17 protein-coding genes, 1 tRNA gene and 1 pseudogene are annotated in these 21,806 nt (G+C 48.9%); 10 read left to right on the plus strand and 9 right to left on the minus strand.

Annotated elements, in window-relative coordinates:
• Positions 1-424 (plus strand): annotated as a pseudogene (locus Q0991_RS23865) (ISKra4 family transposase); the annotation flags it as partial.
• Between the two features lie 152 nt (positions 425-576).
• Here the strand turns inward: Q0991_RS23865 and Q0991_RS23870 are convergent.
• From Q0991_RS23870 to Q0991_RS23880, 3 genes are all read right to left on the minus strand, one after another.
• On the minus strand, positions 577-2,844 hold the full coding sequence (locus Q0991_RS23870) for an EAL domain-containing protein (protein WP_299493385.1): 2,268 nt from the start codon (positions 2,842-2,844) through the stop codon (positions 577-579).
• 236 nt (positions 2,845-3,080) lie between these two features.
• A complete protein-coding gene (locus Q0991_RS23875; RefSeq protein ID WP_299493387.1) occupies positions 3,081-4,112 on the minus strand; it encodes a lysylphosphatidylglycerol synthase domain-containing protein in 1,032 nt (343 codons plus the stop codon).
• A 39-nt stretch (positions 4,113-4,151) separates the two neighbouring features.
• Entirely contained in the window at positions 4,152-5,126 is a 975-nt protein-coding gene (locus tag Q0991_RS23880) for a cysteine synthase A (protein WP_299493389.1), read from the minus strand.
• Between the two features lie 200 nt (positions 5,127-5,326).
• On the opposite strand from Q0991_RS23880, the gene Q0991_RS23885 reads away from it, so the two are divergent.
• Positions 5,327-5,399, plus strand: a tRNA-Met gene (locus Q0991_RS23885).
• A 174-nt stretch (positions 5,400-5,573) separates the two neighbouring features.
• Here Q0991_RS23885 and Q0991_RS23890 read toward each other — a convergent pair.
• The 4 genes from Q0991_RS23890 to Q0991_RS23905 all read right to left on the minus strand — a co-directional run bounded on the left by Q0991_RS23890 (position 5,574) and on the right by Q0991_RS23905 (position 8,940).
• On the minus strand, positions 5,574-5,897 hold the full coding sequence (locus Q0991_RS23890) for an iron-sulfur cluster assembly accessory protein (protein WP_299493392.1): 324 nt from the start codon (positions 5,895-5,897) through the stop codon (positions 5,574-5,576).
• A 21-nt stretch (positions 5,898-5,918) separates the two neighbouring features.
• On the minus strand, positions 5,919-6,278 hold the full coding sequence (locus tag Q0991_RS23895; protein WP_299493419.1) for a cupin domain-containing protein: 360 nt from the start codon (positions 6,276-6,278) through the stop codon (positions 5,919-5,921).
• A 402-nt stretch (positions 6,279-6,680) separates the two neighbouring features.
• Positions 6,681-8,480 (minus strand): phosphodiester glycosidase family protein, encoded by a 1,800-nt coding sequence (locus Q0991_RS23900; protein ID WP_299493394.1) that lies wholly within the window; start codon positions 8,478-8,480, stop codon positions 6,681-6,683.
• Between the two features lie 100 nt (positions 8,481-8,580).
• Positions 8,581-8,940, minus strand: a complete 360-nt coding sequence (locus Q0991_RS23905; RefSeq protein WP_299493396.1) for a hypothetical protein — start codon at positions 8,938-8,940, stop codon at positions 8,581-8,583.
• 363 nt (positions 8,941-9,303) lie between these two features.
• Here Q0991_RS23905 and Q0991_RS23910 point away from each other — a divergent pair, with 363 nt between their 5' ends.
• The 6 genes from Q0991_RS23910 (at position 9,304) to Q0991_RS23935 (ending at position 15,275) form a co-directional block, all read left to right on the plus strand.
• Positions 9,304-9,999, plus strand: coding sequence for a DUF1997 domain-containing protein (locus tag Q0991_RS23910; protein ID WP_299493398.1), 696 nt, complete (start codon positions 9,304-9,306; stop codon positions 9,997-9,999).
• Positions 10,000-10,379: 380 nt separating this feature from the next.
• Positions 10,380-11,543, plus strand: a complete 1,164-nt coding sequence (locus Q0991_RS23915; RefSeq protein ID WP_299493400.1) for a SpoIID/LytB domain-containing protein — start codon at positions 10,380-10,382, stop codon at positions 11,541-11,543.
• An 86-nt stretch (positions 11,544-11,629) separates the two neighbouring features.
• Entirely contained in the window at positions 11,630-12,715 is a 1,086-nt protein-coding gene (gmd, locus tag Q0991_RS23920; RefSeq protein WP_299493402.1) for a GDP-mannose 4,6-dehydratase, read from the plus strand.
• Between the two features lie 83 nt (positions 12,716-12,798).
• Entirely contained in the window at positions 12,799-13,482 is a 684-nt protein-coding gene (locus tag Q0991_RS23925; RefSeq protein WP_299493405.1) for an alpha/beta hydrolase, read from the plus strand.
• A 24-nt stretch (positions 13,483-13,506) separates the two neighbouring features.
• Entirely contained in the window at positions 13,507-14,490 is a 984-nt protein-coding gene (locus Q0991_RS23930; protein WP_299493407.1) for an ATP-binding cassette domain-containing protein, read from the plus strand.
• Positions 14,487-15,275 (plus strand): ABC-2 family transporter protein, encoded by a 789-nt coding sequence (locus Q0991_RS23935; protein WP_299493409.1) that lies wholly within the window; start codon positions 14,487-14,489, stop codon positions 15,273-15,275. The genes Q0991_RS23930 and Q0991_RS23935 overlap by 4 nt, the downstream gene beginning before the upstream one ends.
• A gap of 4 nt (positions 15,276-15,279) precedes the next feature.
• Here Q0991_RS23935 and Q0991_RS23940 read toward each other — a convergent pair whose 3' ends face one another.
• A complete protein-coding gene (locus Q0991_RS23940) occupies positions 15,280-16,329 on the minus strand; it encodes an isocitrate/isopropylmalate family dehydrogenase (RefSeq protein ID WP_299493411.1) in 1,050 nt (349 codons plus the stop codon).
• A 214-nt stretch (positions 16,330-16,543) separates the two neighbouring features.
• Between Q0991_RS23940 and Q0991_RS23945 the strand changes: the two genes are divergently transcribed.
• On the plus strand, positions 16,544-18,784 hold the full coding sequence (locus tag Q0991_RS23945) for an NADP-dependent isocitrate dehydrogenase (RefSeq protein WP_299493413.1): 2,241 nt from the start codon (positions 16,544-16,546) through the stop codon (positions 18,782-18,784).
• A gap of 19 nt (positions 18,785-18,803) precedes the next feature.
• On the opposite strand, the gene Q0991_RS23950 is transcribed toward Q0991_RS23945, so the two are convergent.
• On the minus strand, positions 18,804-20,825 hold the full coding sequence (locus tag Q0991_RS23950) for a protein kinase (RefSeq protein ID WP_299493415.1): 2,022 nt from the start codon (positions 20,823-20,825) through the stop codon (positions 18,804-18,806).
• 66 nt (positions 20,826-20,891) lie between these two features.
• Between Q0991_RS23950 and Q0991_RS23955 the strand changes: the two genes are divergently transcribed.
• A complete protein-coding gene (locus tag Q0991_RS23955) occupies positions 20,892-21,503 on the plus strand; it encodes an alpha/beta hydrolase (protein ID WP_299493417.1) in 612 nt (203 codons plus the stop codon).
• The last annotated feature ends 303 nt before the right edge of the window (positions 21,504-21,806 follow it).

Genomic DNA, 21,806 nt, shown 5'->3' on the forward strand with positions numbered 1-21,806 from the left:
TGGCATTTAGAATATCATTCGTCAGCTGAGCATACCTGAGCAACGACGAGAGATTCTGGATTGGTATCATTTGGTGGAGAATCTTCATAAGGTCGGTGGTTCCCTCAAACGTCTGCACCAGGCTGAGCAGCTCTTATGGCAGGGGAAGGTTGATGAAACCTTGGCTTTGTTTGAGTCGTTGAAGAAAAAGCAGGCCCAAGTCTTTTGCAACTATGTTCGCAAACATCGTCATCGGAACGTCAATTATGACTATTATCAGAGTGAGGACATCTGCTCTATTGGGTCTGGGGCTGTTGAATCTGCTATCAAACAGATTAGTCGCAGAGTCAAAATTTCAGGGGCGCAGTGGAATGAAAGCAATGTCCCGCAAGTGCTTGCACATCGATGTGCTTATCTCAATGACTTAATTGGCATGCAAAGGTGACATGCTCCCAAGAAGTTCAGGCCAAATACTACAGACCTAATGGTACTGAGCAATAGCTGATTTGTGTTTTGCCTCGGAGAAAGCCGCTACAATTGGCTTTCTCTAACATCTCTAGACAACAGCTGCGGCGTAACCGATTCAGCAGGTTGAATTTAAGCGGATTGATACTCGAATCGATCTTGCGATCGCAGCAACGAGGTCGCCCCCCTTACCGTTAGGGGCGGTGCAAACAAGAAACCCTGACCATGGGTGCAATTGAGAGAATTGAGGTAATTCAGTTGAGTCTTATTTTCGATCCCTTCTGCCACCACCTTGAGATTCAAATTATGCGCCAGGAGCAGAATAGATCGAATAATCGCTTGCCCCTCTGCCCCTAAATCGATCCGTTGCACAAAGGATTGGTCGATCTTTAACGCCTGAATTGGCAGACTATACAAATAGCTCAAGGAGGAATACCCTGCCCCAAAATCATCGAGACAGAGTTCTAGCCCCAAATCCCGGAGCTGTGATAGCAAGGCAACGGTGTCAGGATCATTGTGGATAATGGCGCTTTCGGTTAGCTCCAGCTTGAGGTGAGTGGGGTCAATCCGCGCAGCCGTAATGATATCCGCAACCTTCGTCACCAAATCGCCATGAAACAGTTGTTTGGCCGATAGGTTAACACTGATATTTAAAGACGCATAGTCAGGCATTCGCTGCCATTGCCGGAGTTGATTACAAGCTTGCTGGAGGACGGATAGGCCTAAGTCTTGGATCATCCCAGATTCTTCGGCAATCTCGATCAGCTCCGTCGCTGCAATCGGTTGATGATTGCTGTCATACCACCGAATCAAGGCTTCAAAAGCCGATATGGCCCCCGTCTGCAGACAAACAATGGGTTGGTAATAGATTTCAAAGGCTTGTCGTTCAATGGCTCGTCGCATTTCCGTTTCTAACTGCGATCGCGCCACCGTCTGGGACTGCATACCGGTATTAAAGACTTTATGGCAGCCTTTACCCGCTGACTTTGCTTGGTACATTGCCACATCAGCATCTTGCAAAACTTGCTCAGCCGTCTGATATCCAAAGTTACTCAGAGAAATACCAATACTGACATCAATAAAGATCTCATGCACGCCAAAATTAAAGGGCAAGATCAATTGCTGCCGCAGCCGTTCAGCCGCCGTCGAAGCATCCTCTTGCCCTTGAATACCATTGAGCAAGACGACAAACTCATCCCCCCCTAATCGTGAGGCCGTGTCTCCCGGACGCAACGAGGCCAACAAGCGTTCAGCAATCCCTACCAGCAATTGATCGCCAACGGCATGCCCCATACTGTCATTAATGATCTTGAATCGATCCAAGTCCAAAAATAGAACGGCAAACAGGTAGTTCGGATAGCGTTGACGCTGTTTGAGGGACTGTTCCAACCGATTCACAAATAGCGCCCGATTCGGCAGATTCGTTAATGGATCGTGAAACGCATGATGCAGGAGTTCCGTTTCCTTCTGATGGTGCTGCAAGGCTCCACTGAAACTGGCAACAAAGGTCTGCAGTAATGTAATGTCCGGTGCAGCCCAGTGATGCTCGGTTTGCCGAGTCTCAAAACTCATAAATCCCCAGAGTTGATCGCCAACAAAAATGGGAAGTAATAGAACAAAACAAATGCCTGCTTTTGTCAGGTGCGATCGCTCGGTATCACAAAAGTCTTCTGTCGCCTGAGAAAAGGGAAGTCGACGCACCAACGATTGATACCATCGCCGTTGCCCCATCCTATCGGCAGAGACCGACCAGGGGAGCTGCAAGCTTGAGGTGGCTTCCGTTTTCTTCACCCAGGCATAGCGTAACTGAGGGGTGAGCGCGTCCTTCACAGCAGTATGCAGCTCGCAGATATAGAGGCGATCCACTTTGGCTACTCTCCCCACGAGTGCCAATACTTTGGTCACCGACAGGTTGAAGTGAGATCCCGTCAATAAGTATTGGCTCGCTTCGGCAACTGCTGTCAGTAACGCATCTCGAGAATGTTGGACCAGACGCTGCTGAAGCTGTTCGGTTCGATCTAACCAACATCCAATCAGTTCTAAACCCGGCGTCGCCGGATTGGAAACCAACTGAAAAATATTCTGTACCCAGCGATAGCCTAAATGCTTATGAAAAAAGCGATATTCACATTCTTGCCAATCATCTAACGCCCCTTGGCTCAGGGTTTCAATCGCCAAAGCCCGATCATCAGGATGGATTAAAGATAACCAGCGGGTAGGCTCGGACAATAAATCCTGATCTGTGTAGCCAAACAAGTGGGTGACGCTTTGTGAGATAGCGGCGAGTTCAAAGGTGCCCGGACAACTGCTGTACATAACAGTTGGACCTGTGGCTAACAGATGATGTAACGGGTTAGGGGTTTCGCTTTTCACAACTTCGTATGGCGGCAGGGAAGTCACACTGATGAACTCCTAGGGCCAGCAAATGGGTTTGAACACCGCTGAAAATTACGTAAAAATACGTATATTTCTGAATACTGCTGGAATAGGCCTACTTTTCTCAAAGGGTACGAGTTGATTTAGGGGGTTGTCCTCCGCAAATATACGGACATGTCTAATCGGAATATTTCATATTGTTAAGATCGCCCCTTGTGGTACTTCTTTCTCACCCCTGTTCGACGGCAAAAACAGGTATCCTAATCTTTTGAAACCTTCTGTGGGAGAGGTTTGAGGGTAGATGAGGTACGCAAGATGGGAGGGGGTGCTGTATTCGATTGCTTGGCGTCTAGCCAGGCCAAGCCTGCCCCCAATGCTTCGGCGATGGTGTTCATCAATCGATACAAAGCGACACTGCCAAGAGCAAGACCATAGGACAGCGTAGAGGCCTCAGTGAGGGCTTCAGAGCGAATCATTAATTGACTCACGGTCAGCTCAAAGATGCCCACCCCTCCAGGTACTCCAGGGGTTATAAACCCCAACAACCAGCCGATACTAAAGATACTAATTAAGCGAGGTACTGCTTCAATTTCAACGGGCGTCAGGGCCTGGACCGTTAGGGTAAACCCCAGGCCCCGGAGGACAATAATACCGACCTCGCCCAATAAAGGACGCCAGGGATATCGTTTGAGGGGGAAGGAATTTGCGCTCCGATGCGATTGGGGCTGAAAAATAACGGCCCTTAGAGACGTCAATCTACGGATCAGAAAATGCAGAACCCTCGGATGGACCACAATCAATGCAGTGAGTAACCCCAAACCGGCTGACCACAATCCACCGCGCGCGACACTTAATAACCCGAGGATTAATCCAGCTGAAATCATCAACAGCGTGTCCAAAATCACGCTGAGAGAGGCGGTGGTGAAGGGAATACCCACTGCTTTAGCAGCTAAGGTCCGACCATAAAGATGAACGAGATTGCTGGGCAAATATTTAGCGATATTGGTGGTCAGATAGATTTGGGTAGCCCAAATTTGACTCACGGGATATCCCAAATCCTCTAAAATCCACCCCCAAACCCATCCTGTCCAGGTAAAGGCAAACAGGGTAATGCCAGTTGCGATCGCAAAGCTCGCCCAGGCGGACAGGGTAATCCTAATCCGGGCAATCGCCTGCCAGTTTTCATATGAGGCTTGCCCCAAGAAAGCCAAAATTGCCATCAGCAAACAGGCATAAAAAATAGCCTTGTAACTTGCCCATAGCCGCTTGATCCAGCCCCACCGCTGTTCCATAGAAGATCTGTGCTTACTTTGGTCTAGCCTCTACAGATTTTAATTAGGACTGAGTCCTTTCGTCTTGAGCCAGTCTGGATTAAACAATTTAGATTGATAGCGAGTCCCACTATCACACAGCACCGTGACAATGGTATGCCCCGGTCCCATTGCCTTAGCAAGGGCGACCGCAGCACCAACATTAATGCCCACAGATCCACCTAAAAATAGACCATCCTGTCGCAAGAGCTGATAAATCACCCGTAGACATTCGGGGTCATCAATTTGGACTGCATCATCGATGGGCGCCCCTGCCATATTAGCGGTGACGCGGCTATTGCCAATTCCCTCCGTCACGGAACTGCCTTCCGGTTTAATTTCTCCGGTTTTGACATAGCTATAGAGACCGCTCCCCATCGGATCCGCCACAATAGTCTTGACCTCGGGATTTTGCTCTTTTAAGTACAAAGCCACCCCAGCATAGGTGCCCCCTGTACCCGTAGAGGTGACCCAGGCATCGATCTGGCCATCCGTCTGTTGCCAGATTTCGGGTCCCGTGCCCTCGTAATGGGCCAGACGATTCGCTAAGTTATCGAATTGATTCGCCCACACCGCATTCTCTAGCTCATCCGCAATCCGACCCGATAGTTTGACATAGTTATTGGGATCACGATAAGGAACGGCTGGCACTGCTCGTACTTCTGCCCCCAACAGCCGCAGCGCATCCATTTTTTCTTGGGACTGCGTGTCGGGGATAACAATTAAACATTTGTAGCCCTTCGCATTACAGATATGGGCAAGGCCGATGCCTGTGTTCCCTGCTGTTCCCTCAACCACCGTCCCACCCGGTTTGAGCAGGCCTCTTTCCTCAGCGTCATTGATGATAAACAAAGCAGCCCGATCTTTAACCGATCCCCCTGGATTTAAGAACTCAGCTTTGCCTAAAATTTCACAGCCGGTTTGTTCACTAAAGCTATTTAGGCGAATGAGGGGAGTGTTACCCACTGCACCAACAAAGCCGTTTTTAATGTCCATGGTCGTCGAACTGATTTACACATTTGCCTATCTTCCCACGACATGTCCGGCTGTGACCAAGGGGGATAGCTTCACCACTCCAGGATTTTCCCCAACTGAAAAAATTCCCCAAACTGAACGTGGCACAGGGGCCGCTGTGTATGTTAGGCTACTAAACTGTCGGTGTTTGATGGTCGAGCACTAACCATTCCCGGCAGCCTGGCTCAGTAGCTCAGTGGTTAGAGCAGGGGACTCATAAGCCCAAGGTCGCAAGTTCAAATCTCGCCTGAGCCATTTCAAAGCCCTGCGTAAGAGTGGCATAAGCTTTCGCCCCTCCTGCGCCTGTGGGTCTTAGCAGCTACAGGGGGACGACAACCCCATCATTCCATGTGGGGCAGCACCAACTCTGAACAGGCTGGTTGGGCGATGTGTGTCTAGCTAGCGTAACGCAAGGGCAGCCCCTCAGCGTTAGCCCGCTGCAAAGGAATGACCGCAAGTGCAAGTTTCAACAGCATTGGGGTTGTAAAAGCGAAACCCCCCTCCCATCAGATCCTCAGTGTAATCCAAGGTTAAGCCCGAAAGATACTGGAGGCTTGATGAATCAACCGCTATTTTAATGGCCTCACAGTCAAAAATATGGTCCTCAGGCTGGGGAGACTGGTCAAACTTCATTTGATAAGCTAAGCCCTTACAGCCAGTGGTTTCTACGCCAATGCGAAGCAAGCCGTTGGCCGCATGTTTTTTTTGGAGGCGCTTCACTTCACCAATGGCTGAAGAACTCAGTTGAATCATACATTTAGGGGAGGCAACGATTTACCGTGCGTAATCATCATCAAATCGCACAATATCATCTTCGCCTAAATACTCCCCATTTTGTACCTCAATCAAAACCAACGGGACCATGCCAGGATTCTCAAGTCGGTGTTGTGTAAAGCGAGGAACATAGGTGGACTCATTGGCGCTCAGCATCAAATCCTCGTCGCCCCTCACCACCTTAGCAATCCCGGCAATAACAATCCAATGTTCACTGCGATGATGATGCATTTGAAGGCTCAGCCGATGTCCAGGTTTAACCTCAATGCGTTTAATCTTATAGCCTTGGCCTTCTTCCAAAACGGTAAAAGATCCCCAGGGACGAAGCTCAGTGGCAGCCACGCCTTGATGAGCAGACATTGGGGTTTCTAATAGGTTAGATGATTGAGTTTGAACCACAGGTCCTACTTCCCTCAATAGGTTTTTCAGTTGAGAATGGCGGGCAGTTGCAATAGCAAATTGATGCCAGCTCTATGCTTAACGATTAGCAATCGCCCAGAATTAACGGTCGTTTTATACACATGGACTATGTCATGTGCACCATTATGATTTAATCAATCAGAGGATTTTTTTAAGGTGATCTTTGTCACCAAGCCCCGTTAATTCATAAAAAGGTAACGTCTCTCAAAACTTGCTTACAAAAAGCAAGTTTTGATGGATTTTCCCAGCGGTTATGAAAGTTCTAGGGCTAGAAATAGGCGCTCAATTCACAGTAGAACGTTAGCTTTGCACAATCTAACTCATAGAACCGCGTTCGGCAAACTATCGAGCATTGGGTTGCCAAAAGACGCCAATCCCATTTTGCACACGAGCTGCAGTGACAGGGTGGCGGTCTAGGAGCTGTCCGCCAAGATAGAGGCTTGTTGAACTTCCCCCATCTAGATTTAACGCATTGACAGAACCCAAACGCTGCATAATGAGTGCCCATTCTTTGAGAGTGGGTCCTGGGCCACCTACACGGTTATGGACTGCTGCGAGCAAAATTGTGCCGTCTGCTGTCTGCCCAATTCCACTTCGGGGGGCAGCTTGAGTATCGAAGGGAGGACGAAACTTCTCTGCTTTGGCATTCAGCACAACTCGGCCATTGCTAACTAATAAAGGCCCGGCCCCCACAATATTGGGAAAAGCATCAAAGCTAGCAGGGGTTGTTGAAGCCTGAATTTGGAGTTGAGTGCCGGGCGTTAGGGCTCCGGCAACGGCAAATGATCTGAGTACTAACAGGTAGCCGTTTCTGGGAATGGCAAAGGATTTGGCGCTGGTACTGACCTTTTCAGAGATCACCCGATTCTCAACCACAGTAATGATCTTTTCGGTTTTGAGAATAGGGGTATAGGTCGGCCCCCAGGTTGGGGTGTACCGAGCAATCCCTTTTTGCGGATATCCACTATTGGTGGAGACGATCTGCAAACGCTGTCCTGTGGATGTTGTCAGATTCTGTTGCAGATTAAGGCGTCCCATTTGGAACTGACCTTGTTGATTCCAGGCCACCACCCCTCGATTCAAGATTGGGCTGGAAACCCATTGACCATTTTGGCGAATGGCTCCAAGGGGTGTTTTGTTTTTTCGGTTAAAAAAGCCAGCATTAATGGCTGCAGCAACTTGAGTGCCTTTCGCCATTGACAATAGAGGATGGATCCCCAATAGGGCATTTTGACTGCCCCAGATGGGCTGTAGCTTGAGTCCGGGGGTATTGGGTTGAATAGCCAGCCAGGTGATGGGATATTGGCGATTGCCGAGGGAAATGACTCTCTCCTGGCGTAAAATCCCGGGTGCCCAAAGAATACTGCGTTGTTCTGGCACTTTAGATTGAAAATCAATGATCAGTCGATGGGGATTGTTTAGCATCCACACTCGCGGATGCATCGTTCCCGAAGTAACGCCACTTAAAAGCGTTCGGCCATTTTTTCGAGTAATTTTTAAGGATTTGAGCGCAGATTGGGGAGAGAACTTCCAATTGCGAGCCAGTTCTGCAGAGATATTGGCATCAATCGCAAGCCCGAATTCACGATTTTTTTTGCCCGTACGGCTATTGGTGAGTCGCTCCATTTGCCAGGGAGTCGGTTGATCCAGATCAACCACTAAGCGGTGTCCCCACTGCTGTCGTCCAGATCTAATTTTGCCAATCTTGGCTGAAGGGGATTGAATTTGCAGGGTTGAACCTTGTGCTTGAATCTGCCAATTTCCGGTTGGGGCTAATGTTGAGATATCGAGGAATCGATAGGCTCCATTTGGGCTAAACCGGGTCGTTAAGGCGACCGGTTTGGGGGTAAACCATTGAACGGGCTGCTGTCTAAAATCACTGGAACTAGCAAGCTTAACGCCAAATCGGCGATTGAGACCGCTATCACTAATACCTGTCAATCTTTTCCCAGGTTGGTTTGGGTCTTGCCACTGAATCCAAGGAACAGGATAGGTGCGGCCATTGAGCTGAATTTGGTTGCCTTGACTGACATTTGAGCCTGCGATTTGGACAATAGGCTGATTGATAGCTGTCTGGGCCACAGTAGGGGTAACGACTGCGACACCAGGACCAATCATCAACATTGAGGGAAAGTAAATCAAGATTTTAGATGAGGAAGATCAGAAACAGTTGCCATAAACTTCTTGCCCTTCCTACATCAGGAATGAAGACAAGGAAATAAGGTTGTCAAACCTCTAAGGATTAAGGGGAGGTCTCTGGGATTGGATTGGCACCCTCAGAGCCAGGATTACCCAGTTGCTGCTGCTGTTTTTTTCGAAAAGCATCCACTGCTGAGTTGAAGTTCTCAGCTTGATCTTCAGCAAACTCACTATCGGAGCGGCCATTGGCTTGTTGCAACCGATTCAGTAAATTCAGCAATGAGCCAGTACCGCCTCTATTTGTAAACACTTGGTTGGGATCGTTCGGATCTTCCAGTTGAAGGTCTTGCAATGGATCATTGGTTGGAGAAGATTGCGCCAAAACTGGCCAGGTTCCAAAACAAGCCAAACTAACCAACATAAGGACGGTAGAGAGTTTAAGACTAATCAATCGTTGATTCATGATTTTCCTTGGCTCAGCGATAAAATTAACAATTAAGGATGAACACAGGCTATATAGATATTACCCATATCTGCAGTAAATCCAAGTTCTAGCAGCAGCAGACGAGTGTGATATGAATGGCTGGTCTGCCAGATTATAGATCTTGGCTAGGTGATCAATCTCACTGATATGAAAGGGACCGGACCCTTAAATTACCCTTAGAGTAGAGCTGTATTCACTCAGCAATATGACCCTTTTCCGGGGTCGAATGTTTCAGGCCCAAATCTCTTGAACAAATAAATTTTCGATCGCTGTCGAAATTGATGTGGGCCTTGTCGATCCTAAGCATAAGGGTTTTGAAAAAACGGAGTCGTAGGTAAACAGATGCAATCATCCAATACTCAGCCAGGTGTCGATCATCAACTTGTTCCTTGTCCTGAGGTCGGATGTGCCAGTCAATCAGCGTCCCCCTCAAGATTTGTTCAGTTTGTTTCCATCCCTAACCCCGAATTGGAAGCTCAACTTCCCAAAACGCTGCATTTCAGTAACCAATTTGAGGGAAGAATGGAGCTTTATGCTGATACCACGACGGTGATGAACTACTTAGACGCTCATCAAGGGTGGTTTTGTCGGTGTGCTCACCCCATGAAAGTGGACCCCGTTGAGTCCAATGGATATATTCTGTCTCTAGGACGCTATGGGTCTTTCGGGTTTGAAGTTGAACCGCAAATTGGTTTGCAACTGCTACCTCAAAAAGATGGCATTTATCGCATTACAACCATTCCTGTAGAAAATAAGTTTGACCATTGTTACCAGGTGGATTTTCAAGCAGCTCTTCGGCTTGTGGATACGTCGGGTGACGAAGAGAATACGTCTTCACCTGTAAAAACGACGGTTGAATGGGATTTAGCTCTGGATGTAGCGATAGTATTCCCGCAATTTATTTTGCGCTTGCCGCGGAAGATGATTCAAACGGCAGGGGATAAATTATTGCAACAGATTGTTCGGCAGATCTCTCAACGCTTAACCAAAAAGGTTCAGAATGATTTTCACGCGACCCAGGGCATCGATTGTCCCTAGTGTCAGTCTAGGATTAGTAGAAACATATCAAACGCTTGTTATGGCGGGGCTACAGCATCCTAACTTTCTGTAAAAGACTGAGATAAAGCCTTTGTCCCCACGCTGTCGATGGTGGGTAGCTGAACATAAACAGTGGTGGGGAACAATCACTCGCCCTCGGATGACTCGTGTGCGGGGTGAAACTTTTGCAGATGGATAGAGTCATGGCATGGAGCTATTTTTCTGGAATTTTCAGAATATTTGGGCTTTACCTGTCCATCAGGCTGTCATAGAATCGTGCAAGTTAAGCGTCAAGTGATTCTGAAACTAGGGTAATTCAATCCATAGAAAGGTGGCTTTACTATCGTTCGCTGTTGTTGATGACTCCCCGTTATTGGCCTATGTTTTCGGCATTGATTCGTAATCTATTTCGCCAGCAGTCCTTCCAGGTTGCCTGTTTAGGGCTTTTTGGGGCGTTGCTGGCAGGTCCTGCGATCGCATTAGAGCTACGTGTTTCTCTGTTGCAGGAGCAAGATGAGCTGGTGGTTGGCAGCTCGACCCCTGCCAAGGTTGTCAATGGTCAAGGTTCTACTTTGGGCACCTTACCGGCCTTGGAAGGCTTTTTTGCTAAGTCCACCCCTGGAGCAGTGACGTTTTTTGGTCAAAGGGCTTGGCAGCTCTCTATTGAGCCCGCAGAAGATGGGTTTGTCTATATCAAGGACCGCTGGTATCGTGGGCAGGTCCGTTTAGTCACCACCGCTGGGGGGATTGCGGTTATCAATGAGATTGATCTAGAGGATTATATTGCTGGCGTTATTGGTAAAGAGATGCCTCGAACATGGCCGCAGGAAGCGTTGAAAGCGCAAGCCGTTGCGGCCCGTTCCTTTGCCCTTTATCGGCGGAGTAAACAGAAAAATCCACTGTATGACTTAGTCAATACCACCAAAGATCAAGTCTATGGCGGTATTGACGGTGAAGCGGAAAGTACCCGAACTGCTGTTAGAGCAACGGCTGGACAAGTTTTAACCTACCAAGGTTCAGTGGTTGAAGCATTATTCCATGCTAATTCTGGTGGTCACACTGAAAATTCTGAGCAAGTGTTCAGTGGTACTATTCCTTACCTGCGGGGTGTTCCCGATTTTGATCAAGAAGCGCCTAACTTTACATGGTCGGTCGATTTTTCCCAGTCCCAATTGCAACAAAGACTCCCTGGACTGGGTAATATTCTTGCAATGACGCCATTGGGGACTACGGCTCATGGCCGGGTCAAAGCGATCAAAATTGTCGGAGATCTGGGGGCTAAAACCATGAAGGGGCGTGAATTTCGCCGAGCTTTGAAGTTAAAGAGCACGTTGTTTACCATTGCACCTCAAGGCAATTTAGTCGCCAGCCAATCTCAATCCGTCGCTGGTAAGCCGTCTGGTTTCACCATTCAAGGTCGAGGTCATGGCCATGGGTTAGGGATGAGTCAATGGGGAGCGTTGGCTCTAGCTCAGAAAGGGACGACCTATCAACAAATATTGCATCATTATTATCGAAATACGGTTCTTCAGACTATTCAGTAACAAAATGGGCTAATTTCAAAGTTAGGTTACCCTTCCTGTTATCGCTATCCACTGTGCATGACTGAATCACCCATAGGAAAAATTTCATGACAAAAGTTGCCCTGATTACTGGCATTACGGGTCAAGATGGCGCGTATCTTGCCGAGCTATTGTTAGCCAAAGGCTATCACGTCCACGGGATTAAACGACGTGCCTCTCTCTTTAATACCGATCGCATTGATCACCTCTACCAAGATCCCCATGAACAGGATCGACGGTTCTTTCTGCATTATGGTGACTTAACGGATTCAACCAACCTGATTCGGATCGTTCAACAAGTTCAACCGGATGAGATTTATAATCTTGCCGCCCAAAGCCACGTTGCTGTCTCTTTTGAGACGCCTGAATATACGGCCAATGCGGATGGCCTAGGCACCTTGCGGCTCTTAGAAGCTATTCGGATCTTGGGGCTAGAGCAAAAGACTAGATTCTATCAAGCCTCGACGTCTGAACTCTATGGTCTGGTTCAAGAAATCCCTCAAACCGAAAAAACCCCGTTTTATCCTCGTTCTCCCTATGCCGTTGCCAAGCTCTATGCCTACTGGATTACGGTGAACTACCGGGAAGCCTATGGGATGTATGCCTGCAATGGGATTTTGTTTAACCATGAATCCCCCTTGCGAGGCGAAACCTTTGTTACCCGCAAAATCACGCGTGCGATCGCACGCATCCATCTAGGTAAGCAGAAGTGTCTGTTCTTAGGCAATATGGACTCCTTACGAGATTGGGGCCATGCTAGAGATTACGTTGAAATGCAATGGTTGATGCTTCAGCAGAATCAAGCGGAAGATTTTGTAATTGCCACCGGCCAACAATATAGCGTGCGTCATTTTGTCACAGTTGCCTGTCAAGAAGTTGGCATTCAGATTCGATGGGAAGGGGAAGGACTAGCAGAGAAAGGCTATGACCAAGAGGGTAACTGTATCGTCGCCGTCGATCCCCGCTATTATCGCCCCACAGAAGTGGATACGCTGCTCGGCAGCCCTGAGAAAGCGAAAGAGAAACTCAAATGGGTGCCTAAAGTGAGTTTCGAACAGTTGGTCGCAGAAATGATGGCAGAAGATGTGAAATCAGCCAAGCGAGATAAGATTATCGAAGATCATGGCTATCCCGTTCCCCTTGTCCATGAATAAAGCGATTCAGTGCACCACTATCTCAGTAAACTGTTTTGATCGATGTCCCCTAACCCTCGAATAGCTTCCATCGTCGCCTGCTGATGAAAGTTCTCCTGATTCACGGTCTAGGACGTTCACCCTTGTCTGTCTTCGGGCTGTCGCAATTCTTACAGCTAGAGGGGTATCAAACTGCACTATTTGGGTATTCCTCTTTGATTGAGCCCTATACCCAAATTATTGAGCGTCTGCAGGACCGACTGCTGGAGCTTGAGGCGGAGCCCTATGCCATTATTGCCCATTCTCTAGGGGCTGTTTTAGTGCGCTCTGCCCTAACTACTAAACCTAAGCTAACCCCCAATCCCATCATTTTGCTAGGTCCCCCGAATCAGTCTCCCCGGATTGCTCAGCTTGCCCGACGACTGAGTCCCTTCTCCTTCATAGCAGGCGAGTGTTTTCAGAATTTAGCTGACCCAAACTTTTTTCGACAGCTTCCGCCCCTTAGCCAAAAACATATCATCATTGCTGGTACAGGGGGTCCCCGAGCCCCCTGGCGTTTCTTTGGTGAAGAGATCAATGATGGGGTACTGACCCTACAAGAGATGCAGGTCCAAGAGTGTGAAGTGTTTCAGTCCGTCACGCCCTCCACTACCAAGGGCTGTCTCAAACTGCTGCTCCCGGTTCAGCACACACAAATGCTGAACCATGGCCTTGTGCAGCGAGCCATTATGGATATTTTGTCCGGTTCCAACCCACGGGCATCTTCCGAAACCCCAGCGCTGCCCTAGGCCATTCTTGACTACAGTAAAGGTATGACCTTCATCATTTGCGATCATCTGGATAAGGATTACCCGGTTGCCGTCAAAGAGCCTGGATTTAAAGGGACCCTATCCCACTTTTTTCAGCGACAGCACCGCCTGGTGAAAGCCGTTCAATCGGTCAGTTTTCAGATTGAACCCGGTGAAGTGGTTGGTTTTTTGGGACCCAATGGCGCAGGTAAAACCACGACTTTGAAGATGCTGACGGGGTTGATCCACCCGTCTGATGGACAAGTGCGCGTCGCCGGTCATATCCCCTTTCGGCGAAGTGCAAAGTTCTTAGAAAAAATCACGCTGGTGATGGGGCAAAAGCATCAGCTTCTCTGGGACTTACCCGCCCTGGATTCCTTAAAAATTAACGCAGCCGTCTACAAAATTAGTCATAAAGAATTCAAATATCGAGTCCAGGAACTATCAGATATGCTGGCTCTGGAGGGGAAACTGACTCAGCCAGTGCGAAAACTTTCCCTGGGAGAGCGCATGAAAGCAGAGCTATTAGCGGCCCTGCTTCATCGCCCGCAGGTACTGTTCCTAGATGAGCCGACGTTGGGCCTAGATGTAAATGCACAGGTGAGCGTGCGCGAGTTTCTGCGGGAATATAACCAGCGCTACGATGCCACTATTCTGTTGACGAGTCACTATATGGCGGATATTACTGCACTTTGCGATCGCGTCCTCCTGATCCATCAAGGTCAACTGATTTATGATGGTGCCCTCAATCAATTAATGGCCCGTTTTGCCCCCTATCGGGAAGTCAAATTAGAGCTGATGCAAGTTCCTGAACCAGCGGCAATGGCGACCTATGGTGAGGTGGAAGAGATCGCGGGTCGAGAAGCCCGAATTCTCGTCCGTCGAGAAGACCTGACTCATAGCATTGCTCAACTGTTAGCAAACTTCCAAGTCACAGACCTTACTGTGACCGACCCACCGATAGAAGAGATTATTGGGCGCGTGTTTCAATCAGGCACCGTTGCATGAATATGCTGGCCACTAGAATCAAGACTTTCCTGAGTATTTACTACGCCTACATGCTGGAGTATCGGGCCGAGCTTCTGCTCTGGGTACTAGCGAACTCTCTACCCCTGATTATGATGGGGGTTTGGTCGCAAGCCGCAGAAGGAGGACAATTCTCCCTAACATCCCTGGATGTTGCTCGTTACTTTATCGCGGTCTTTATCGTTCGCCAGTTCACCATTGTTTGGGTAATTTGGGATTTTGAACGAGAAGTGGTCGAAGGCAAGCTTTCCCCGCGCTTGCTTCAACCTATCGATCCGGTTTGGCATCATGTCGCAGGCCATGTATCTGAACGATTGGCTCGGCTTCCTTTCTCAGCAGGACTAGTTATCTTATTCTTTATCCTTTACCCCCAGGCGTTTTGGCTGCCCAGTCCGATGGGACTTATTTGGGGCTGTATAGCAACGGTGTTGGCATTCACCTTACGCTTTATTATTCAATACACCTTCGCCCTGTTCGCGTTTTGGGTTGAGCGGGCAACGGCCATCGAGCAACTATGGTTTTTATTCTATTTATTCCTATCTGGAATGATTGCTCCCCTTGACTTATTCCCTGACACTGTTCGCGCCATTATCGTGTGGACTCCTTTCCCTTACCTCATCTATTTCCCGGTTAGTCTGTTTGTTGGATTACCCACCCCTATTGCCAAGAGCTTCTTAGTCATGCTGCTGTGGTGCGGCCTGGGGCTGGTAATCAACCGCTGGTTATGGCGACGAGGGATCAAACAGTATTCTGGGATGGGGGCCTGAATCGTTAACAGAGAGCCTGAGCAATGGCTTGGGCCACACCTCGAAAGCATTCAGGTTCAATACCTGGTACCTTATCTGAGGTAAATGAGGTTTGGGCTGTCATCACTGATTCCACAGCCGTTTGCAGGTTTCGGGCTGCATCCCGTTCGCCCAAATGTTGCAACATGAGGACACCAGACAATATCAAAGTAGTTGGATTCTCAGACAGTGGAACGACTGGGGGCGACAGTACATCAAAAACAGCGTATTGATCGCCAATATAGGCACTAGGAGCGCCCAATTCCCCCATCATGCCAACACAAAGATGAGAGAGCAGATCACCATAAGAATTTGGCATGACCAAAACGTCAAACGCCTGCGGATCTTGGATGAGTTCCATCAGCAGTAAGCTAACCGCTCGATCTTCAAACTGGATGTCAGGGAACTCTTTGGCAATTTCATGAGCAATTTCAAGAAAAAGGCCGTCTGACGACATCATGACATTAGCTAAATGGACAGCGGTGACTTTATGTCTCTGATTTAACCGCGCATAGTTGAACGCAAACTCAACGATCTGCCCACTGCCTTTGACAGAAATGGGTTTAATACCTACGGCAGAATCTTCTCGAATTCGCTTGCCAGATAACTTTGATAGAAAGGAGCGAGCGTCGGCTGCCTCTACGGAAGTTCGCTCAAATTCGATCCCCGCATAGATATCCTCTGTATTTTCCCGCACAATGACCAGATCAAGATTCTGAAAAGGGCCTGACAGGACTGATCTTGCAGGCCGAAGATTCGCATAGAGGGCCAGCTTGTCTTGAATCAGAGCATCAATGATCTGTGGATCTTGGCCACTGGCTAAGGTCAATGGTCCTTTGAGAGCTGTCCTTGTTTTTCGAATCCCATTAACCAGATAATTTGAGAGTGGAGTGACATCACTGCTCAAAATTTCGTCGTTAAGATCGAGGACTTGCCAGTCGATAGAAACGCCAGTGGCATCAATCGCTGTCTGAGCTGCATCCGCAACTACTGCATCTTTTCCACTCCCTCGGATTAAGGTGACTGGATATCCCATTTTATTGATTTCCCCTCACACAATGCAGACAATGACAGGTCGTTAATGGCAGAGGGTGGAGCATCGGAGTCAGCTATTTCCCTCTCAATCCGGCTATCCAAAACTGATTTGCAGTGGAAGCACCTGGTATACTCCATCAGGAAATGGACGTTACGTCTATTGTTAGGTTACCCATCTAAACGAACCAGGGTGCTGCCCCCCTTCGAGAAAAGACATGTCCCGACCCCAGCCCATTATCTACACCCACACTGACGAAGCACCTGCTCTAGCAACCTACTCTTTGCTCCCCATCTTCAGAGCCTTTACCCAGATCGCAAATATCGAAATTAAAACAAGCGATATTTCGCTGGCAGGGCGAATTATTGCGAATTTCCCGGAACGGCTGACAGCAGAACAACGACAATCGGATGCCCTTGCGTATTTAGGTGATCTCGCAACCTCTCCCGATGCAATGATTATTAAGCTTCCCAACATCAGCGCTTCTATTCCCCAATTGACCGCAGCTATTCAGGAATTACAAGCTCAGGGCTATGATATCCCTGATTATCCAGCCAACCCTCACAATGATGCAGAAGTCACCATCAAAGAGCGGTATGCCAAAGTGCTGGGCAGTGCCGTGAATCCCGTCCTCAGAGAAGGCAATTCAGATCGTCGGGTAGCAGCTGCAGTCAAGCGTTATGCGCAAACCCACCCTCACTCAATGGGCCGTTGGACCTCAGATTCCAAATCTCATGTTGCCCATATGAATTGTGGAGATTTTTATGGCACAGAACAATCCACAGTAGTGAACAAAACCGGTGAAGTCAAGATCTGTCTAACCTCGAATAAGGGGAACACTCAAATCCTGAAAGAGAATATTCCGGTCTTAGCAGGCGAAGTTATTGATGCTGCCGTAATGCAAGTCAAGCACTTACGAGCGTTTTATGAGCAAGAAATGAACTCAGCAAAGGCAGAGAATATTCTGCTTTCGCTGCACGTCAAAGCGACGATGATGAAGGTTTCTGACCCGATACTCTTTGGCCATGCAGTGACTATTTTTTTCAAAGACGCTTTTATCAAACATGCAGAGACGTTTCAACAGCTTGGGATCAATCCCAACAACGGCTTGGGGGAACTTTACACCAAAATCAAGACACTGCCTGAGCCGCAGCGAGTTGAGATTGAGCAAGATCTGGAGGCTGCCTACCTTCATCGCCCTTCCCTAGCAATGGTGAACTCAGATCAGGGGATTACCAATCTTCATGTTCCGAGTGATGTCATTATTGATGCGTCCATGGCTGCAGCGATTCGGAATTCTGGCAAAATGTGGGGCTCGGACGGCAAACTCCATGATACGAAAGCGCTTATACCTGATCGCAGCTATGCCACCATGTATCAGGAATGCATCAACTTTTGCCAAACGCAGGGAGCCTTTGATGTCCGGACGATGGGCAATGTTGCCAATGTGGGCTTGATGGCTCAGAAGGCTGAAGAATACGGTTCCCACGATAAAACCTTTGAAATTCCAGCGAGCGGAATCGTTCAGGTTATAGATGAGTCGGGCCAGGTATGGATGGAACATGCGGTCGAGGCAGGAGATATCTGGCGGATGTGTCAGACCAAAGATATCCCTATCCAAGATTGGGTCAAACTGGCCGTTGCAAGAGCACGTGCCACAGGGGCTCTTACGATCTTTTGGCTCGATCAGAATCGTCCCCACGATGCCAATTTAATTGAGAAGGTAAAGCATTCCTTGACCTGCCATGACACCACGGATTTAGATATTCGAATTCTGCCTTCTGTGGCGGCGATGCGGTTGACCTGTGAGCATATCAAAGCAGGGAAAGACGTGATTTCCGTGACGGGGAACGTCTTACGAGATTATTTAACGGATTTGTTTCCTATTTTGGAATTGGGGACTAGCGCCAAAATGTTGTCCATCGTCCCCCTCTTGGCGGGAGGCGGATTGTTTGAGACTGGGGCTGGTGGCTCTGCCCCCAAACATGTCCAGCAATTTCTGACAGAAGGACATCTGCGTTGGGACTCGTTAGGAGAGTTTCTGGCGCTAGCCGTTGCCTTGGAAGAACTGGGACAGAAGACTCACAACGACCTTGCCTTGACCTTGTCAAAGGCATTGAATCAGGCCAATGGCCACTACCTAGAAAAGGCTAAATCCCCCTCCCGGAAGGTCAATGAACTGGACAATCGGGGAAGTCATTATTACCTGGCGCTTTATTGGGCCCAAGCTTTGGCCGAACAGGATGAAAATATTGCTCTTCAAACCCAATTTGCTGAGGTTGCCCAACAACTGCAAGATCATCAAGCGTTAATCTTGGCAGAACTCAATGGGGCTCAAGGACATGCAGTCGATATCGGTGGATACTACTGCCCCAACATTGAGAAAGTGAGGGAGGCCATGCGTCCAAGCCCTACATTCAATGCCATCGTGGCATCCGTGAATCAGATCGCGCCTTAATCCTAGAGAGGGATCGGGTTTACCACAGCGGTTCTTTAGCCGGTTGCCCCGAGCCTGGTCCCCAGAGAGGTTCTTGTCTGCGAGGCGCAGGTGCTGGGGCAGGCCGAGGCGCACGCCTTACGGGAGCAGGTGCTGGGGCAGGCCGAGGCGCTACATAGGTAGAGCGGGGGGGATTGGCGGGGGAAGATCGAACGGGAACAGAGGCCGCTTGTGCTGCTTGTGCCGCTTCTAATCGTCGTTGGGCTTCAGCAGCGGCAGCAATTTTTTTCTGCCGTTGCTCATTTAAGGCTTTGAGCCGTTGCTCAAAATCCTTTTGTTTCGATGTGACCTGGGCAGCGATAAAAGTATCCTGGGGAATGCCTTGTAAGAGTTTGATGGCTTTTTCCCATTCGGCTTTGTGCTGATCAAGGGTGGCAATGGAATCATCACTTTTGGCTTTCTGTTGGACCGCTTGAGCAACGGTGTTGGCTTGCTTAAAGGTCTCGTCTGCCTTTTGCTCTTTTTGCAGCTTAGCGTCCATGGACTTTCTTTCCGCCTGATAGGTTGCTACTTCCTGCTTGGCTTGAGCATAGATTTTGACATTCTTAGGAATTTTATTGATTTCAGCGATCGCCTCATCCATCTGTTCCTGGGCTGCTTGGATATTAGCCAGGGTTTTGGCCTCTTTGAATTGGGTTTGGGCTGCTTGAGCCTCTTCTACGGCCTGGTCAAAAGTGGCTTGGAATTGAATGTCAGGCGAACAATTATTCAGGACGGTACAGACCGCTTGGATATGAGGTGAGGTGAAAGCCAAGGCAGTTCCCCCCATGAGCACGGCGATCAAACCACCCGTTAGCACTTTAGTCCGATTGATCCGGCTTGTTGTGTGGGGGGGACGGGGAGAGACCGCGACGGTCTCAGGAGGCATGGCTTCTGCCAGCTTGCCTGCAGGCATCCCTGCTTGAGGGGTGGTGGGGGTGGAATAGGCCTGTTGAACCGTAGCCTCAGCTTGAGGAACCCCGTTGCCAGAAGCCTGAGGAAGATTAGTCGGTTGTTGGGCAGTCGTTTCTAACTGTTGAACGGTATTTTCTGCCTGAGCGGTGGTTCCGGCCTGCTGAGCCGTTTCAGGGATAGGGGAGGGTTGAGCAGGGATTCCACGGTTATTTCGGGGATTGACGACTGTTTCAGGTAGAGGTTCAAGAGGGCTTGAGGGAGGGGCTTCTGCTTCTTTTGCTGCCATCAAGCTTTGGATAGCTAATAAGGCTTCATTGGCCGATCGATACCGCTGTCGGTAATCGTACAGCACCATTTTTTCTAACAGCGTCGCAAAGGCGGGTGAGACAGAAACACGATCGCGCCAGGCAATCTCCCCCGTATGCTCATCTTCCGGCAATTCGCCAAAGGAAGGACGCAACCCAGTCAAGGCCTGGATGGCAATGATCCCCACCGCATAGACATCACTACAGAGGCGGGGCTGACCTCGAAACTGTTCGCTAGGCATATAGCCTGAGGTGCCAATCAGGACCGTGCGCGGCATTTGCGTCGCTGAGTCCGCTAGCTGGGTCGTGACCTGCTTCACGGCCCCAAAATCAATCAGTACAAGCTTGCGATCGCTCTTGCGCCGAATTAAATTAGAGGGCTTAATATCTCGATGAATAACTTGCTGGTCATGGACAAATGACAAGACTTCCAGGATATCCTGTAATAGTTGAATAACGGTTTCTTCATCGAGTTGCTCACCGAGAATTAATTCGTCCGCAAGGCTATCGCCTTCGACATACTCTTCAGCGAGATAGAATTCTTCACCATCTTCAAAGTGGGCAAGCAAACGCGGAATTTGGGGGTGATCTCCAAGCTGATGGAGGACCTTCGCTTCCGAATCAAATAGACGCCGGACCGTATGGAGCAAAGCCGGCTCATGGGAGCCCGTTTTCAGCTTTTTGACCACGCATTGGGGAGAATCAGGAAGATGGGTATCTTCAGCCAAGAAAGTTTCACCAAAGCCACCTTCTGCTAAGGGTTTAACAACGGAATATCGTCCTGCCAGTTTGCGTCCTAACATAGGGTGGATCTCAGCGTTTAAACAGATGTGAAACAATGAAGGGGATTTCTTTTCAGAGCACGAACAGTGTCACTCTCGGTAATCACTCTAACACCAACCACAGACCAACCGCCCGCAGGTCTTTTTGTGGCGTTACATGGATGGGGATCTAACGCTGCAGACATGGCTTCGCTGGCGCCTAATCTTCATCTACCCACCCATCAGTTCTATTTTCCCAATGCTCCTTTCCCTCATCCCCAGGTATCAGAGGGCTACATGTGGTATGACCTCAATACTCAAGACGGTCTGCCCGACAGTCGGCAACGTCTCTTAGATTGGTTGCCATCCCTCGCCGAAGAAACTCAAGTCCCTTTAGAGCGGATGATTCTGGCCGGATTTTCGCAAGGCGGGGCCATGACCCTAGAAATCGGTAGCCGCTTGCCCCTAGCCGGGCTAATTTGTCTCAGCGGTTATTTACATCCCTCCCTACAGTCTTTGTTGAGCCCCCAAACACCGCCTGTCCTGCTCATTCATGGCCAATATGATCCAGTAGTACCGATCAGTGCGGCTCAAACCGCCGAGCAACAGTTGCGCCAAAGGGGCGTCTCAGTCCAATATCAAGAACTTCCCATGGCCCATGAAGTCAATGCCGAAGCGTTAGACCTGGTCCAGGACTTTGCCCAGTCACTCATGGCTTAAGGGGGATCAAGAGGGCTAAACGCAACCTCATTGTTTTACACAACTGATTCCGGCTCTCAGTCCTTTGCAAAGCCTTGTTAAATCGGGATTAATTGGGGTAAGGAAAAATTAAATGCAAATTCCATATTGAAAACCCCTATAAGCTTGTAACAGCGGTCTGATAGACTTGTAGACTAGTACTTAAAGATACAAAACAAATAAAGTAGCAGTTACTTTAAGACACAGACGCAAGACACAGTCAGGCATTTAGGAGGAATCTTTGCGTGGATAACGTTATCGGCCTAGAGATCATTGAGGTGGTTG

Source organism: Acaryochloris sp. IP29b_bin.137 (assembly GCF_028285745.1).
In the GTDB taxonomy this organism is placed as follows: Bacteria; Cyanobacteriota; Cyanobacteriia; order Thermosynechococcales; family Thermosynechococcaceae; genus Acaryochloris.

Bases quoted from the DNA above. Each gene is read 5' to 3' on its own strand.
- Q0991_RS23875 (WP_299493387.1), bottom strand. From the start codon at position 4,112: ATGGAACAGCGGTGGGGCTGGATCAAGCGGCTATGGGCAAGTTACAAG.
- Q0991_RS23880 (WP_299493389.1), bottom strand. From the start codon at position 5,126: ATGGACATTAAAAACGGCTTTGTTGGTGCAGTGGGTAACACTCCCCTC.
- Q0991_RS23890 (WP_299493392.1), bottom strand. From the start codon at position 5,897: ATGATTCAACTGAGTTCTTCAGCCATTGGTGAAGTGAAGCGCCTCCAA.
- Q0991_RS23895 (WP_299493419.1), bottom strand. From the start codon at position 6,278: ATGTCTGCTCATCAAGGCGTGGCTGCCACTGAGCTTCGTCCCTGGGGA.
- Q0991_RS23905 (WP_299493396.1), bottom strand. From the start codon at position 8,940: ATGAATCAACGATTGATTAGTCTTAAACTCTCTACCGTCCTTATGTTG.
- Q0991_RS23910 (WP_299493398.1), top strand. From the start codon at position 9,304: ATGCAATCATCCAATACTCAGCCAGGTGTCGATCATCAACTTGTTCCT.
- Q0991_RS23915 (WP_299493400.1), top strand. From the start codon at position 10,380: ATGTTTTCGGCATTGATTCGTAATCTATTTCGCCAGCAGTCCTTCCAG.
- gmd (WP_299493402.1), top strand. From the start codon at position 11,630: ATGACAAAAGTTGCCCTGATTACTGGCATTACGGGTCAAGATGGCGCG.
- Q0991_RS23925 (WP_299493405.1), top strand. From the start codon at position 12,799: ATGAAAGTTCTCCTGATTCACGGTCTAGGACGTTCACCCTTGTCTGTC.
- Q0991_RS23930 (WP_299493407.1), top strand. From the start codon at position 13,507: ATGACCTTCATCATTTGCGATCATCTGGATAAGGATTACCCGGTTGCC.
- Q0991_RS23935 (WP_299493409.1), top strand. From the start codon at position 14,487: ATGAATATGCTGGCCACTAGAATCAAGACTTTCCTGAGTATTTACTAC.
- Q0991_RS23940 (WP_299493411.1), bottom strand. From the start codon at position 16,329: ATGGGATATCCAGTCACCTTAATCCGAGGGAGTGGAAAAGATGCAGTA.
- Q0991_RS23945 (WP_299493413.1), top strand. From the start codon at position 16,544: ATGTCCCGACCCCAGCCCATTATCTACACCCACACTGACGAAGCACCT.
- Q0991_RS23950 (WP_299493415.1), bottom strand. From the start codon at position 20,825: ATGTTAGGACGCAAACTGGCAGGACGATATTCCGTTGTTAAACCCTTA.